Annotated in this window: 14 protein-coding genes and 5 tRNA genes; all 19 read left to right on the top strand. The window is 33.6% G+C overall.

Translation table 11 applies throughout. The annotated features are described in order from the left end of the window. The first annotated feature begins 1 nt into the window (after nucleotide 1). Entirely contained in the window at nucleotides 2–199 is a 198-nt protein-coding gene (rpsU, locus tag KKQ76_RS08305; RefSeq protein ID WP_069799585.1) for a 30S ribosomal protein S21, read from the top strand. 85 nt (nucleotides 200–284) lie between these two features. After that, on the top strand, nucleotides 285–1,169 hold the full coding sequence (locus KKQ76_RS08300) for a tyrosine-type recombinase/integrase (protein ID WP_213196723.1): 885 nt from the start codon (nucleotides 285–287) through the stop codon (nucleotides 1,167–1,169). Nucleotides 1,170–1,204: 35 nt separating this feature from the next. Then, a complete protein-coding gene (locus KKQ76_RS08295) occupies nucleotides 1,205–1,495 on the top strand; it encodes an HPF/RaiA family ribosome-associated protein (protein WP_213196722.1) in 291 nt (96 codons plus the stop codon). A gap of 107 nt (nucleotides 1,496–1,602) precedes the next feature. Continuing rightward, nucleotides 1,603–1,676 (top strand) — tRNA-Thr (locus tag KKQ76_RS08290). A gap of 21 nt (nucleotides 1,677–1,697) precedes the next feature. After that, nucleotides 1,698–1,780 (top strand) — tRNA-Tyr (locus KKQ76_RS08285). Nucleotides 1,781–1,865: 85 nt separating this feature from the next. Then, a tRNA-Gly gene (locus KKQ76_RS08280) sits at nucleotides 1,866–1,938 on the top strand. Nucleotides 1,939–1,986: 48 nt separating this feature from the next. Further along, nucleotides 1,987–2,058 (top strand) — tRNA-Thr (locus KKQ76_RS08275). 212 nt (nucleotides 2,059–2,270) lie between these two features. Further along, on the top strand, nucleotides 2,271–3,458 hold the full coding sequence (tuf, locus tag KKQ76_RS08270) for an elongation factor Tu (RefSeq protein ID WP_213196721.1): 1,188 nt from the start codon (nucleotides 2,271–2,273) through the stop codon (nucleotides 3,456–3,458). A 53-nt stretch (nucleotides 3,459–3,511) separates the two neighbouring features. Beyond that, nucleotides 3,512–3,582 (top strand) — tRNA-Trp (locus KKQ76_RS08265). A 12-nt stretch (nucleotides 3,583–3,594) separates the two neighbouring features. Further along, nucleotides 3,595–3,801 (top strand): preprotein translocase subunit SecE, encoded by a 207-nt coding sequence (secE, locus tag KKQ76_RS08260; RefSeq protein WP_069799577.1) that lies wholly within the window; start codon nucleotides 3,595–3,597, stop codon nucleotides 3,799–3,801. A 10-nt stretch (nucleotides 3,802–3,811) separates the two neighbouring features. Next, entirely contained in the window at nucleotides 3,812–4,354 is a 543-nt protein-coding gene (gene nusG, locus KKQ76_RS08255; RefSeq protein WP_069799576.1) for a transcription termination/antitermination protein NusG, read from the top strand. Between the two features lie 226 nt (nucleotides 4,355–4,580). Beyond that, nucleotides 4,581–5,753, top strand: a complete 1,173-nt coding sequence (locus KKQ76_RS08250) for an IS4 family transposase (protein WP_213188635.1) — start codon at nucleotides 4,581–4,583, stop codon at nucleotides 5,751–5,753. Between the two features lie 92 nt (nucleotides 5,754–5,845). Further along, nucleotides 5,846–7,117 (top strand): Y-family DNA polymerase, encoded by a 1,272-nt coding sequence (locus KKQ76_RS08245; protein WP_213196720.1) that lies wholly within the window; start codon nucleotides 5,846–5,848, stop codon nucleotides 7,115–7,117. A gap of 215 nt (nucleotides 7,118–7,332) precedes the next feature. Next, the gene (locus KKQ76_RS08240) at nucleotides 7,333–8,382 is read left to right on the top strand and encodes a hypothetical protein (RefSeq protein ID WP_213196719.1); all 1,050 of its coding nucleotides are present in this window, start codon (nucleotides 7,333–7,335) and stop codon (nucleotides 8,380–8,382) included. Nucleotides 8,383–8,645: 263 nt separating this feature from the next. Next, a complete protein-coding gene (rplK, locus tag KKQ76_RS08235) occupies nucleotides 8,646–9,089 on the top strand; it encodes a 50S ribosomal protein L11 (RefSeq protein ID WP_069799571.1) in 444 nt (147 codons plus the stop codon). Nucleotides 9,090–9,100: 11 nt separating this feature from the next. Next, nucleotides 9,101–9,793: a 50S ribosomal protein L1 gene (gene rplA, locus KKQ76_RS08230; RefSeq protein WP_213196718.1), complete on the top strand. Its 693-nt coding sequence runs from the start codon at nucleotides 9,101–9,103 to the stop codon at nucleotides 9,791–9,793. A 13-nt stretch (nucleotides 9,794–9,806) separates the two neighbouring features. Then, nucleotides 9,807–10,409 carry a 50S ribosomal protein L10 gene (gene rplJ, locus KKQ76_RS08225; RefSeq protein ID WP_213196717.1) on the top strand — a complete coding sequence of 201 codons (603 nt, stop codon included), beginning with the start codon at nucleotides 9,807–9,809 and terminating at the stop codon, nucleotides 10,407–10,409. 67 nt (nucleotides 10,410–10,476) lie between these two features. Further along, nucleotides 10,477–10,845, top strand: a complete 369-nt coding sequence (gene rplL / locus KKQ76_RS08220; RefSeq protein WP_069799565.1) for a 50S ribosomal protein L7/L12 — start codon at nucleotides 10,477–10,479, stop codon at nucleotides 10,843–10,845. Nucleotides 10,846–11,112: 267 nt separating this feature from the next. Then, complete coding sequence (gene rpoB / locus KKQ76_RS08215) at nucleotides 11,113–14,940, top strand: DNA-directed RNA polymerase subunit beta (RefSeq protein ID WP_213196716.1); 3,828 nt, start codon at nucleotides 11,113–11,115, stop codon at nucleotides 14,938–14,940. Nucleotides 14,941–14,967: the final 27 nt, after the last annotated feature.

Below are 14,967 nucleotides of genomic sequence, written 5' to 3'. Positions count from 1 at the left end.
TATGTTAATAATTCCAGTAAAAGACGGAGAGTCTATCGACAGAGCACTTAAGAAGTATAAAAGAAAATTTGATAAAACTGGTGTTGTAAGAGCGTTAAGATCTAGACAACAGTTCACAAAACCTTCTGTGACTTTAAGACAATCAAAACTTAAAGCAGCTCATAAGCAAAGAGAATTAAGCAAAGAAGAACAAGCTTAATTAGTTTTTCTTTAAAAAATATCGAAATCACTTTTCAAATTCTTATATTTGAGAAGTGATTTTTGTTTTATATACCTATTAATTTATGATTGACAAGTTTCTAGATTATATTTCTGTAGAGAAGCGTTATTCTCAAAATACGCTGGTGAGTTATAAAAAAGATTTAGAAGACTTGCTGCTGTTTATTTCTGAAACAGAAGGAACGGAAGATTTAAAAAAGGTAGATAAAAAAATCATTCGTAATTTCATTGTCTCACTTTCTGAGAAAAAAATCCAAAAAAGAAGTATTAACCGTAAACTTTCCAGTTTAAGGAGTTTTTATTTATATCTTCTGAAAATAGGTGAAATTCAAGCTTCTCCTTTAGAAACGATACCTTCTCTTAAATTTTATGCCGAAAAACAAATTCCTATTTCTGAAGAGGAAATGGAAAGTTTGGGTGAGATTTTAGAAAAAGAGCCAGAAAACTTATTAGAAAAACTCATTATAGAAACGCTTTACCAAACTGGAATGAGAAAGTCGGAACTCTGCAATATATTATTAGAGCAAGTAGATTTTTCAAAATCTGAAATCTTTGTCAAAGGGAAAGGAAATAAGCAAAGAGTAGTTCCCATTTCTGAAAATCTACTAAAACAGATGCGGGAATACACAGCAATTAGAAAGCCTAATGAAGATTCTGGTATTTATTTTTTCGTTCGTGAAAATGGAAAAAAACTATCCGAAAAATTTGTGTATTCGGTGGTAAATCGCTACCTTAGTCTTATAACTTTAAAGAAAAAAAAGAGTCCACATATTTTAAGGCATAGCTTTGCTACTCATGTTTTGAATAATGGCGCGGAAATTTCTAAAGTTAAAAAAATCTTAGGTCATTCTAGTTTAGCTTCTACACAAGTTTACACGAATGGCAATATAGAGCAATTAAAAAGAGTGTTTAATCAGGCTCATCCCAGAGCCTATAAAAAAGAAGATTAGTTTTTCTTTTTTAATTAAAAAAAAATGTTAGCGTTATGAAAATTACAGTACAATCAATCGGTTTAACACCACATGCACCACTAGAAGAATATTTAGACAAAAAATTAAATAAATTAGATACCTTTTATGATAAAATTATCGAGTGCGAAGTGTTTCTAAAAGTAGAGAATTCTTCTGAAAAAGAAAACAAGACTGCTGAGATTAGATTACATGTTCCAGGTGATGATATTGTGGTAAAGAAGACAAGTGCTAGTTTTGAAGAAAGTTTAGACCAGTGTTATGATACTGCTAAGAAACTGTTAATCAAGAAAAAAGAAATGGCATAGAAAAATAATTAAAAATTTTTTAAAAAATATTTGTGGATTTCAAAAAAACTGTATTATATTTGCACTCGCAAAAAGGGAATAACAGTTCTTTTGAAATCTCAAATTTTGCCTCCATAGCTCAGTTGGCCAGAGCACGTGATTTGTAATCTCGGGGTCGTGGGTTCGAATCCCTCTGGAGGCTCATAATTTATAAAAAACAAGCGGGGAGATTCCAGAGTGGCCAAATGGATCAGACTGTAACTCTGCTGTCTTACGACTTCGCAGGTTCGAATCCTGCTCTCCCCACTTTTTTATAAATTTAATTTGCAGGTTTAGAAAAATTTTATAAATTTGCACACCGTTTACCAACAATAATTTGTAAACACAAATTGCGGAAGTAGCTCAGTTGGTAGAGCGTCAGCCTTCCAAGCTGAATGTCGCGGGTTCGACCCCCGTCTTCCGCTCTAAAAAAATCACATTCCAAATAAGCGGTATGTGATTTTTTTTTCCAAGCCGACTTAGCTCAGGGGTAGAGCGCTTCCTTGGTAAGGAAGAGGTCGTGAGTTCAAATCTCATAGTTGGCTCAAAATAAAAGTCTCTCAAAATATTTTGAGAGACTTTTTTATTTAAAATAAATTCTTAAATTTGTACCCTCAAAAATAAGATAATATCATAGCGTCAAACGTATTGAAACTGAATGTTGAAATTTTTTTTAATAAAAAGATTTTGATATTCAAAAAATCACTATATTTGCGCACTGAAAATTTCAATAGTTAATAAATTAAATATTAAAATCATGGCAAAGGAAACGTTTAATCGTAACAAACCACACTTAAACATTGGTACTATTGGTCACGTTGACCATGGTAAAACTACCCTTACTGCTGCTATTACTAAAGTATTAGCTGAGAAAGGATTAGCTGAAATGAAAGACTTCTCTTCAATTGACTCTGCTCCAGAAGAAAAAGAAAGAGGTATTACTATTAATACTGCTCACGTAGAGTATGAAACTGTAAATAGACACTATGCTCACGTAGACTGTCCAGGTCACGCCGATTATGTTAAAAACATGGTTACTGGTGCTGCTCAAATGGATGGAGCTATCTTAGTAGTTGCTGCTACTGATGGTCCAATGCCACAAACTAGAGAGCATATCCTACTTTGCCGTCAGGTAAACGTACCAAGAATCGTTGTTTTCATGAACAAAGTTGACATGGTAGACGATGCTGAATTATTAGAATTAGTAGAATTAGAAGTAAGAGATTTATTATCTTCTTACGAATATGATGGTGATAATTCTCCAGTAATTCAAGGTTCTGCTCTAGGTGCACTTAACGGTGAACCAAAATGGGTTGAAACTGTAGAAGCTCTTATGGATGCTGTAGATAGCTGGATTGAATTACCAGTAAGAGATCAAGATAAGCCATTCTTAATGCCAATCGAAGACGTATTCTCTATTACAGGTAGAGGTACTGTAGCAACTGGTAGAATTGAATCAGGTGTTATCAATACAGGTGATCCAGTAGACATCGTAGGTATGGGTGATGAGAAGTTAACTTCTACTATCACTGGTGTTGAGATGTTTAGAAAAATCTTAGATAGAGGTGAAGCTGGTGATAACGTAGGTCTATTATTAAGAGGTATCGAGAAAACTGACATCAAGAGAGGTATGGTAATCGCTAAGAAAGATTCTGTGAAGCCACACAAGAAATTCAAAGCTGAGGTTTACGTTCTTTCTAAAGAAGAAGGTGGTAGACACACTCCATTCCACAACAAATATCGTCCTCAGTTCTATGTAAGAACTACTGACGTAACAGGTGAAATCTTCTTACCAGAAGGTGTAGAGATGGTAATGCCTGGTGATAACTTAACAATCACTGTAGAATTGTTACAACCAATCGCTCTTAACGTAGGTCTTAGATTTGCGATCAGAGAAGGTGGTAGAACAGTAGGTGCTGGTCAGGTTACTGAAATCTTAGATTAATCATCTTAAATAAATAAAGCTTCCGTAAGGAAACTTACGGAGCTTTTTTAACTACGGGCATCGTCCAATGGTAGGATACCGGTCTCCAAAACCGTTGATCAGGGTTCGAATCCTTGTGCCCGTGCAAATATAAATTATGAACTCACTTATCAATTTTTTAAAAGATTCTTATTCAGAATTTAGATATAAAGTAGAATGGCCAAAGTGGGCTGATTTACAATCTTCTACAATAGTAGTGGCTGTAGCTACTGTTATATTAGCATTGTTTACTTTCGGAGTAGATTCATTATTTAGCACAGCTATTAAAAATATATTAGCAATTTTCATAGGTTTCTTTAATTAAAAATTTTTCCATGAGCGATTTAAAATGGTATGTATTAAAAGCTATTAGTGGCCAGGAAAATAAAGTTAAGGCCTACATTGAGAGCGAAGTTAAAAGATTAAATCTTGAAGCTTACGTTACTCAAGTAGTTATTCCTATGGAAAAAGTAATCCAAGTAAGAAATGGTAAAAAAGTGCCTAAAGAAAAGCCTTTTTACCCTGGTTACTTAATGGTAGAAGCTAATCTGATAGGAGAAATCCCACATATTATTAAAAATTTACCTGGTGTAATTTCTTTTTTAAGTCTTACAAAAGGAGGTGATCCTGTTCCGATGCGTAAATCTGAAGTAAACAGAATGCTTGGTAAAATGGATGAACTTTCTGAATTTGCTACAGAAATGGAAATTCCATTCGTAGTAGGAGAAAGTGTAAAAGTAATCGACGGTCCTTTCAATGGATTCAATGGTACTGTAGAAAAAATCTTAGAAGACAAGAAGAAATTAGAAGTTTCTGTAATGATTTTCGGTAGAAAAACTCCTATGGAACTTTCTTACATGCAAGTAGAAAAATTGTAAAATTTATCAATACCAAATAATGAGCCACTCTATTTAGAGTGGCTTTTTTTGTGGATAAGTCTTTCTGAAAGTGCCCTCTTTTGTCGTGCAATCTTTCTAATTTTACACTCTCATTTTTGGCGTTTAATTCTTCTAAATTTCTTCAATAGCGTCCTAAATAAAAAAATAAGAAGGAATTAAAGTAACTCAAAGTATCTTTGAGGTTGTACAACAAAAAAACCTTCTTATGGATTCAAAATTAACATTATTTTCCCAAATCATTTCAAAAATAGACCGAGGGATTTTCAAAAAAATAGTAATTGAGAAGAAAACCGATTACCGAAATAAAGGATTTGATAGTTGGAACCACTTAGTTTCTATGCTTTTCTGTCATTTTGCCAAAAGCACTTCGGTTCGGGACATTTCCAACGGGCTTCGCAGTGCCACAGGAAACCTGAATCATTTAGGGATAAAAACAGCACCTTCCAAATCTTCTATTAGCTACCAGAATGGAAAACGAGATGCAGATTTGTTTAAAGACGTGTATTTCAAACTATTAGAACAATTAGGACAGCACACGAAAGAAAGACGGATAAAACTCAAAATAAAAGTTCCTGTCTATTTATTAGATTCTACCCTTATTTCTCTATGCCTGTCTTTGTTCGATTGGGCAACATATCGAACTAAAAAAGGAGCCGTGAAAATGCATACCTTACTTGAATATGACGGGAAACTTCCTGTTTATGTGAATATTACCAAAGGAAGTGTTGCTGATAACAAGGGAGCGGAAAACATTCCTTTGGAAAAGGGAGCAGTCATTGTTGCAGACCGATTCTATAACGATTTTCCAATGCTCTCTATTTGGGACAGCAAAGGTGTTTTCTTCGTAATAAGACATAAAGAAAATCTGAAATTTGAAACTTTACAGGAACGAGAACTTCCACCAAAAGGAGCTCAAAGCATCCTAAAAGACGAAGAAATAGTACTCTCAAATCCTTTATCCAAAGAAAAATATCCAAAAAAATTAAGAAGAGTGGCTATTTGGGATAATGAAAACAAGCAAACCATTGAAATGATTTCCAATAATTTCTCTTGGGCTGCTTCTACCATAGCAGAATTATACAAGCAAAGATGGCAAATTGAGATCTTTTTTAGAGATATCAAGCAGTTGCTTCACATCAAAACCTTCATTGGAACTTCTGAAAATGCAGTGAAAATCCAAATCTGGACGGCACTTATCACTATTCTCATTCTGAAATACCTGAAATCCATCGCTAAATATAATTGGCAATTATCAAATCTGGTAGCTTTTATCCGATTGAATATTTTTGTTAAAATTAATCTTCAATTTTGGCTCGACAAACCATTTGAGCAACCGCCTGAAACCCCCAAAAACTATTATCAAGGGGTTCTTTTTTGAAATTAAATGTAAAGCTAAATGTAAAATAGGTATTTAGGCTGTTTCTATTTTTAATAATTTTTATTTAGGACAGTATTGAAATTTCTTCTATTATGTTTGCGCTATTAGACTGTAATAATTTTTTTGTGAGTTGCGAAAGAGTTTTAGACCCTTCTTTACAGGAGGTTCCTGTCGTGGTTTTGTCTAATAATGATGGTTGTGTAGTGTCTAGAAGTAACGAGGCAAAAGCTTTAGGAATTCCTATGGGAGCGCCAGTTTTTAAGTATAGAGATTTATTTGAGCAACATGGAGTGAAATGCTTCTCCGCTAAATTTGAATATTATAATTTCAAAAGTCAACAAGTTTCTGCGATTGCCAGTGAGTTTTCTCCCAATTTTGAAATTTACAGTATAGATGAACTATTTCTAGATTTTCATGGGTTCAAATATTTTAATTTGGAAGAGTACTCTCAAAATATCAAAGACCTTATTTTACAGAAAACAAAAATTCCTGTGAGTATAGGAATAGCGCCTACCAAGACATTGGCAAAAGTAGCTAATAGAATTGCCAAAAAATATCCAGAAAAATTTCAAGGGGTTTGTATGCTCGATACTCCACAAAAAATAGAAAAAGCACTTCAGTGGCTAGAGATTGGTGATGTTTGGGGAATCGGCAGAAGATTGGGAAATAATATGAAAGACGCTGGCGTTTATAAAGCTGCAGATTTGCTTAAGAAACCAGAAATTTGGGTGAGAAAATTGATGGGAATTCACGGCGTGAGAATGATAAATGAATTAAAAGGAATTAAACAATTAGAACTTGATTCTCCTTCTAAAAAACAATCCATTGCTACTACCAGAAGCTTTATGGAGATGATTTCGGATAAAGAAATGCTGAGAGAACGCGTAGAAACCTTTGCTTTCTCTTGTGCCGAAAAGTTAAGGAAACAAAACAGTTGCTGTAAAGTAATCTCCGTATTTCTACAAACGAATAGATTTAGAAAAGATTTGCCAGAATACAAAAACGGATTTTCTGTGGCTTTGCCTAACCCAAGTAGTTCTTCTATTGTTTTGTCTAAAGCAGCAAATGCTATTTTTGAAGCCATTTATAAAGATGGTTTTTTGTATAAAAAGGCTGGCGTAATGGTATCTGATTTTGTTCCAGAAAATCAAAGACTGATTAATATTTTTGAAGAAGATGTGGAAAATAAACACCTTCCGATTATGAAAGCCATGGATGCTCTGAACAAGAAATATGGCAAAAATAAAATAAGACTCGCCTCACAAAACGGTAAACCTACCTACGAAAGAAAACTGCTATCAAAAGAATATGAAGAATTTCTGAAAAGCAATACTTTACCCGAAGCTAATTTTAGGTTTCATTAGAAAAATCTTTTTTTAGTGTTATTAAGATGGAGCTACGAACTGTAGTTCTGAGATTGAGTTGTTTATTTTTTTGAGTTTTAAATTTAATCTTATAATTATCTTTTTTATAATCTCAATAATTGTGTGATTTCTTAAAAAAAATGTTTTTTTTAAGAAATATTATTCTAAAATTATTTATATTTGATTATCTATTTTAAATTAAAAACAATAATTACATGAAAAAGTTATTAATGCTTTCCACAATTGTTTTTTGTGGAATTTTATTTGCACAAAACCTCAAATTTGACAAAGTTTATTCTACCCAAGAATTATTAAGCAAACAATCTACAATCTCTGAAAATGAAAAAAGAGATTTTTACAAACAATATTTTAAGGCTAATTTGTTTGAAAATATCAAAGAAAAATTTACTTACAAAAAATATCCTGAAAATCTTTTGAAAAAATTTACAGATTCTATTGTAAAAGCACATGATTTTGGAGACGAATTTGATGTACCTTTTGAAAAAGAAAAAATTTTAACTTTTGAAGAATTTGAAAAGCAAAAAATAGAGTACGTGACAAAACAAAAAGAATCTCTTGAAAAAATGAAAAATGACGATCCAAAAGCGTATGATTTACTTATTAATATGAAAGATTTTTTTAAAAATGAAAGAACTGGTGACATAAAAAAAGATTATGAAACTTATGTAAAAGGAGTAAATGAAAGTAACAATTACAGTCCAGAAAATGAAAGGAAGAATATTGTTAAGGAACTAGATAGTTTATTTGTTCTAAAACAATATAATACAGAATTTACAAATCAACTTTTAGAAAAAAATCTTAATTCGCTTTTAGGCTCATCACAATATTTTCCAATTCCAGTATCAAAATATGAAAATGATGGAGAAATTTATGAAATGGTGCCAAACGATATCCTTGCTTTTGAAATGGGAAATGGTTATGCGGCAGGAAGATATTCTGTTCTTTATAAAATAGATGGCGAAAATTTAGTGTCAATTTCAGAATTTCCAGAAAATGATAAAAATTTTGTTAAAAAGTTATCAAAATATATTAAAAGCTCATGGAGATTTGAATCTAGAAGCGTTCCAGAAATTAAAAAATTAAAAACAGGAGAATATTTTATAGTAACATCGCTTTATAGAGAAGAAGACGCTGCATGTTGCCCATCAATGGCAATTGAATATAAAACTCAAGATTTCAAAAAATTTATTCCTTTAAAGATTTTAACAGATCCAGAAAGTAATAAATGGATAAACATTAAATAAAAAAAATAAAATGACCCCGCTATTCTAAGTTTGTAACTTAAGAGTAGATAAATAAATCAAAAGTCAATTTTCAATAAGTTGACTTTTTTATTTTAAAGAAAAATCAAATTCTTTCTAAAAATCAGTACATTACCTATTGCGGATTCAAAAAAAAATCTTAATTTTGCACCCACAAAAAGTAAGTTAGGAAGGTGAGATAATCTAACTTGCTGATTTATAAATGCTTCCACATTCATAAATTAAAAATTTTTAAAAATTAAAAAATGGCTAAAAAAGTCTTTAAAATGGTGAAACTCCAAGTGAAAGGTGGCGCTGCTAACCCTTCACCACCAGTTGGTCCTGCTTTAGGTTCTGCAGGGGTAAACATTATGGAGTTTTGTAAACAATTTAATGGAAGAACACAAGACAAGCCAGGGCAGGTTTTACCGGTTCTAATTACTGTTTACGAAGATAAGTCTTTCGAATTCGTAATTAAAACTCCACCAGCTGCAATCCAATTAATGGAAGCTGCTAAGGTAAAAGGAGGTTCTGGAGAACCAAACAGAGTAAAAGTAGGTTCTGTAACTTGGGAACAAGTGAAAAAAATCGCTGAAGATAAAATGGCTGATTTGAACTGCTTTACAATGGATTCTGCATTATCAATGGTTGCAGGAACTGCAAGATCTATGGGATTGAGAGTAACTGGAACTAAACCGTCTAACGCTTAAAACTTATTGAAATGGCAAAATTAACGAAAAAGCAAAAAGAAGTTGCGAGCAAAGTAGAGAAAAACAAGGTGTATAACCTTGATGAAGCTTCTGCATTAGTAAAAGAATTAAACTATGCTAAGTTTGATGCTTCTGTTGACCTTGCAGTTAGATTAGGGGTAGATCCTAGAAAAGCAAACCAAATGGTAAGAGGTGTAGTATCTCTTCCTCACGGGACTGGTAAAGATGTTAAAGTATTAGCATTAGTAACTCCAGATAAAGAAACAGAAGCTAAAGAAGCTGGTGCTGATTATGTAGGTCTTGATGAGTATTTACAAAAAATCAAAGACGGTTGGACAGATGTAGATGTAATCGTTACTATGCCTGCTGTAATGGGTAAATTAGGTCCATTAGGAAGAATTTTAGGTCCTAGAGGTTTAATGCCAAACCCTAAATCAGGTACTGTAACTATGGAAGTAGGTAAAGCTGTTGCAGAAGTAAAAGCTGGTAAAATTGATTTCAAAGTAGATAAATACGGTATTGTACACGCTGGTATTGGTAAAGTTTCTTTCTCTCCAGAACAATTGAAAGAAAACGCTGCTGAATTAATTCATACATTAATTAAGCTTAAGCCTACCGCTGCTAAAGGTACTTACGTAAAATCTATCTATCTTTCTTCTACAATGAGTCCGGGGATTGCAATTGATACTAAATCTGTTAACTAAAATCTGAAAGACAATGACAAAAGAAGAAAAAGTATTAGTAATACAAGAGATTAAAGATATGTTACAAGACGCTAAAGTAGTGTATGTAGCAAATCTTGAAGGATTGAATGCTGCTCAGACTTCAGATTTTAGAAGACAAGCATTTAAAAATAATATTAAGCTTAAAGTAGTAAAGAATACTTTATTACAAAAAGCAATGGAGCAAATTGAAGGTGTAGATTATTCAGAAATGTTCCCAACTTTCAAAGGGAATACTGCTGTAATGATTGCAGAAACTGCTAATGCTCCAGCTAAATTAATTCAAGGATTCAGAAAGAAAGAAGCTTTCCCAGCTCTTAAGTCTGCTTATTTACAAGAAACGTTCTACGTTGGAGATAACAACCTAGATACTCTTGCAAATATCAAGTCTAGAGAAGAAATGATTGGTGAAATCATCGGATTACTTCAATCTCCTATCCAAAGATTAATTTCTGCTTTAGAAAATAAAGAAGAAGCAAAAGGTGCTAAAACTGAAGAAACTCCAGCTGTAGAAGCTGCTCCAGAAGTAGAAGCTCCTGCAACAGAAGAAACTCCAGAAGCTCCTGCAGCTGAAGGTGAAGCTCCTGCTGCTGAATAATTAAACCGTCTCAATAGACACTCAAAAAAAATAACATAAATCGTTCAACAATTTAAACATTAATACAATGTCAGATTTAAAAAATTTAGCTGAAACGCTAGTAAACTTAACTGTAAAAGACGTAAACGAACTTGCTGCTATCCTTAAGGATGAGTACGGAATTGAGCCTGCTGCTGCTGCTGTAGTTGTAGCTGCTGGTGGAGCTGCTGATGCTGCTGAAGAAAAAACTGAATTCGACGTAATCCTTAAAGCTGCTGGTGCTTCTAAATTAGCTATCGTTAAATTAGTAAAAGATTTAACTGGTGCTGGTCTTAAAGAAGCTAAAGATATGGTAGATGGTGCTCCAACTGCAATTAAAGAAGGTGCATCTAAAGATGAAGCTGAAGCTCTTAAGAAGCAATTAGAAGAAGCTGGTGCAGAAGTAGAATTAAAATAATCTATTTACACCGTATAAGACTTAGACCTTCCCAAAATTGGGTAGGTCTATGTCTATTTTAAGAGTTAAATTGTTTTAAAATTATAACTCACTGATTTTCAATTATTTGAAAATTTTAAATTCTAAAGAAAAAATATTTTGCACTACACTGTGAAAAGATATACCAGTGTTGCAGTTAGTTAAGAGCCAGGACCTTAGTCTTTAATCTTGCTGATATTTTTCAAAATAAAGTAAAATATTTTTTAACCCAACTTTTCTTACCATTTTATGAGTAAATCAAAAGCTATCACAAGCACTCAGGAAAATCAAAGAATTAACTTTTCTTCTGCGAAAGGGAACGTTGTGACTCCGGATTTCTTAGATATCCAGTTGCAATCTTTCAAAGAATTTTTCCAGTTAGATACACTTCCTGAGGACAGAGTGAATGAGGGTCTTTACAAGACTTTTCAAGAAAACTTTCCTATCACAGACTCTAGAAACCAATTCGTTTTAGAATTTCTAGATTATTTGGTAGATTCTCCTCGTTATTCTATTGACGAATGCGTGGAAAGAGGACTTACCTATTCAGTTCCTCTAAAAGCAAGACTTAAACTATACTGTACAGACCCGGAACACGAAGATTTCCAAACTGTAATTCAAGATGTATATTTAGGTCCAGTTCCTTATATGACACCTTCTGGTTCTTTCATCATCAATGGTGCAGAACGTGTAATTGTAACACAATTGCACAGATCTCCAGGTGTTTTCTTCGGGCAAACTTATCACGCTAACGGAACTAAATTGTACTATTCAAGAATTATCCCTTTCAAAGGATCTTGGATGGAATTTACTACGGATATCAATAACGTAATGTATGCGTATATTGACCGTAAAAAGAAATTACCTTTAACTACATTACTTAGAGCAATCGGTTATGAGTCTGATAAAGAAATTCTTCAGATTTTTGACCTTGCAGAAGAAGTAAAAGTATCTAAAGCGAATCTTAAAAAAGTTCAAGGTAGAACTTTAGCAGCGAGAGTATTGAATACTTGGTTCGAAGATTTCGTAGACGAAGATACAGGTGAAGTAGTTTCTATTGAAAGAAATGAAATTATCCTTGACAGAGAAACTGTTCTTGAAAAAGAACACTTAGACCTTATTTTAGATGCTGGTGTTAAGTCTATCTTAATCCACAACGAAAATAGCGGAGAATTCTCTATCATTCAAAATACATTACAAAAAGACCCTACCAACTCAGAAAAAGAAGCGGTAGAATACATTTATCGTCAGTTACGTAACGCAGATCCACCAGATGAAGAAACAGCAAGAGGAATTATCGAAAAATTATTCTTCTCAGAACAAAGATATTCATTAGGTGAAGTTGGTCGTTACAGATTGAACAAAAAATTAGGTCTTAACATCCCTACTACTACAGAAGTTCTTACTAAAGAAGATATTATCTCTATCGTTAGACACTTAATAGAATTAGCTAATTCTAAAACTGAAGTAGATGATATAGACCACTTATCAAACAGAAGAATTAAAACTGTTGGTGAGCAATTAGCTGGTCAATTCGGTGTAGGTCTTTCTAGAATTGCGAGAACAATTAAAGAAAGAATGAACGTAAGAGATAACGAAATCTTTACACCACTAGACTTAGTAAATGCTAAAACGTTAACTTCGGTAATCAATTCATTCTTTGGTACCAACCAGCTTTCTCAGTTTATGGACCAAACCAACCCATTGTCTGAAATCACTCACAAGAGAAGATTATCAGCTTTAGGACCTGGTGGTTTATCAAGAGAAAGAGCAGGTTTCGAGGTGCGTGACGTTCACCATACTCACTACGGAAGAATTTGTCCGATTGAAACTCCTGAAGGACCAAACATCGGTTTGATTTCTTCATTAGGATGTTATGCAAAAATCAATACTTTAGGTTTCATCGAAACTCCGTATAGAAAAGTAGAAAATGGTAAAGTAGATTTCTCTGCAGCACCAATCTATTTAAATGCAGAAGACGAAGAATCTAAAATCATTGCTCAGGCAAACGTAGATTTAGCAGATGATGGTACCTTCAATACAGAAAGAGTTATCGCTCGTCTTGATGGTGACTATCCAGTAGTAGAGCCTAGTCAAGTAGACTTATTAGATATCGCACCTAACCAGATTGCTGGTATTTCTGCATCTTTAATTCCTTTCTTGGAGCATGATGATGCGAACCGTGCATTGATGGGATCTAACATGATGCGTCAGGCTGTTCCATTGTTAAAACCAGAAGCTCCAATCGTAGGTACAGGTTTAGAAAAACAAGTGGCTACAGATTCTAGAATTTTAATTAATGCTGAAGGAAATGGTGTAGTAGAATATGTAGATGCAGACAAAATCGTAATTAAATACGAAAGAAGCGAAGATGAGGATTTAGTACAATTCGAATCTGCTACTAAAACATATAACTTAACTAAGTTCAGAAAAACCAACCAATCTACTACCATTACTCTTAGACCAAACGTGAGAGTGGGTGATACAGTAGTAAAAGGACAAGTGCTTTGTGATGGTTACGCTACCGAAAAAGGAGAATTAGCTATTGGTAGAAACCTTACTGTAGCCTTCATGCCTTGGAAAGGGTATAACTTCGAGGATGCGATTGTAATCAATGAGAAAGTAGTAAGAGAAGACTGGTTTACTTCTATCCACGTAGATGAGTATTCATTAGAGGTAAGAGATACCAAACTAGGTATGGAAGAACTAACTGCAGATATTCCTAACGTTTCTGAAGAGGCTACGAAAGACCTTGATGAAAACGGTATGATTAGAATTGGTGCAGAAGTGAAGCCTGGTGATATCTTAATTGGTAAAATTACTCCAAAAGGTGAATCTGATCCTACACCAGAAGAAAAACTATTGAGAGCAATCTTTGGTGACAAAGCTGGTGATGTAAAAGATGCTTCATTAAAAGCAGACTCTTCACTAAGAGGTGTTGTTATCAACAAAAAATTATTCTCAAGAAACATCAAAGACAAGAAGAAAAGAACTGAAGAGAAGTTAAAACTTGAAGAAATCGAAAACAGATACAAAGCTCAATTCGATGAATTAAGAAATACCCTTCTTGAAAAATTAAATACTCTTGTTAATGGTAAAACTTCTCAAGGTGTTAATAACGACTTAGAAGAAGAAATCATTCCAAAAGGAGCTAAGTTTACGCTTAAACTTCTTCAATCTGTAGAAGATTATGTAAACGTAAGTGGTGCAGATTGGACTGTAGATGCAGACAAAAATGATTTAATTAAACAATTAATTCATAACTATAAAATTAAATATAATGATATTCAAGGAGTTAAAAACCGTGAGAAATATGCTATTTCCATCGGAGACGAACTACCAGCAGGTATCATTAAACTAGCTAAAGTATACATCGCTAAAAAACGTAAATTAAACGTAGGTGATAAAATGGCAGGTCGTCACGGTAACAAAGGTATCGTGTCTAGAATCGTAAGAGAAGAAGATATGCCATTCTTAGAAGACGGAACTCCTGTAGATATCGTATTGAATCCACTAGGTGTACCTTCTCGTATGAACATCGGTCAGATTTACGAAACCGTTTTAGGATGGGCTGGTAAAAAATTAGGATTAAAATTTGCTACTCCTATCTTTGATGGTGCAAGCTTAGAACAAATCACAGAATACACCGAAAAAGCAGGTCTTCCTATCTACGGAAGTACTTATTTATATGATGGTGGTACTGGTGAGAGATTTACTCAGCCTGCTACAGTTGGGGTAATTTATATGTTGAAACTAGGACACATGGTAGATGATAAGATGCACGCACGTTCTATCGGTCCTTATTCATTAATTACTCAGCAACCATTAGGAGGTAAAGCACAATTCGGTGGTCAGAGATTCGGAGAGATGGAGGTTTGGGCTCTAGAAGCATTCGGAGCGTCTAACATCTTGAGAGAAATCTTAACCGTGAAATCAGACGACGTAATCGGTAGAGCGAAAACGTATGAAGCAATCGCAAAAGGTGAGGCTATGCCAGAACCTGGTATTCCAGAATCTTTCAACGTATTGTTACACGAATTACAAGGTCTAGGTCTTGATATAAGATTGGAAGAGTAATCCTCATTTTTTTAATTTTTATTTGAA

Source organism: Cloacibacterium caeni, assembly GCF_907163105.1.
Lineage (GTDB): Bacteria > Bacteroidota > Bacteroidia > Flavobacteriales > Weeksellaceae > Cloacibacterium > Cloacibacterium caeni_A.
Note: the sequence above shows the minus strand (reverse complement) of the source record. Positions and strands in the feature narration are given on the sequence as shown.

Coding starts and splice junctions, on each gene's coding strand:
- rpsU (WP_069799585.1), top strand. CDS start 2: ATGTTAATAATTCCAGTAAAAGACGGAGAGTCTATCGACAGAGCACTT.
- KKQ76_RS08300 (WP_213196723.1), top strand. CDS start 285: ATGATTGACAAGTTTCTAGATTATATTTCTGTAGAGAAGCGTTATTCT.
- KKQ76_RS08295 (WP_213196722.1), top strand. CDS start 1,205: ATGAAAATTACAGTACAATCAATCGGTTTAACACCACATGCACCACTA.
- tuf (WP_213196721.1), top strand. CDS start 2,271: ATGGCAAAGGAAACGTTTAATCGTAACAAACCACACTTAAACATTGGT.
- secE (WP_069799577.1), top strand. CDS start 3,595: ATGAACTCACTTATCAATTTTTTAAAAGATTCTTATTCAGAATTTAGA.
- nusG (WP_069799576.1), top strand. CDS start 3,812: ATGAGCGATTTAAAATGGTATGTATTAAAAGCTATTAGTGGCCAGGAA.
- KKQ76_RS08250 (WP_213188635.1), top strand. CDS start 4,581: ATGGATTCAAAATTAACATTATTTTCCCAAATCATTTCAAAAATAGAC.
- KKQ76_RS08245 (WP_213196720.1), top strand. CDS start 5,846: ATGTTTGCGCTATTAGACTGTAATAATTTTTTTGTGAGTTGCGAAAGA.
- KKQ76_RS08240 (WP_213196719.1), top strand. CDS start 7,333: ATGAAAAAGTTATTAATGCTTTCCACAATTGTTTTTTGTGGAATTTTA.
- rplK (WP_069799571.1), top strand. CDS start 8,646: ATGGCTAAAAAAGTCTTTAAAATGGTGAAACTCCAAGTGAAAGGTGGC.
- rplA (WP_213196718.1), top strand. CDS start 9,101: ATGGCAAAATTAACGAAAAAGCAAAAAGAAGTTGCGAGCAAAGTAGAG.
- rplJ (WP_213196717.1), top strand. CDS start 9,807: ATGACAAAAGAAGAAAAAGTATTAGTAATACAAGAGATTAAAGATATG.
- rplL (WP_069799565.1), top strand. CDS start 10,477: ATGTCAGATTTAAAAAATTTAGCTGAAACGCTAGTAAACTTAACTGTA.
- rpoB (WP_213196716.1), top strand. CDS start 11,113: ATGAGTAAATCAAAAGCTATCACAAGCACTCAGGAAAATCAAAGAATT.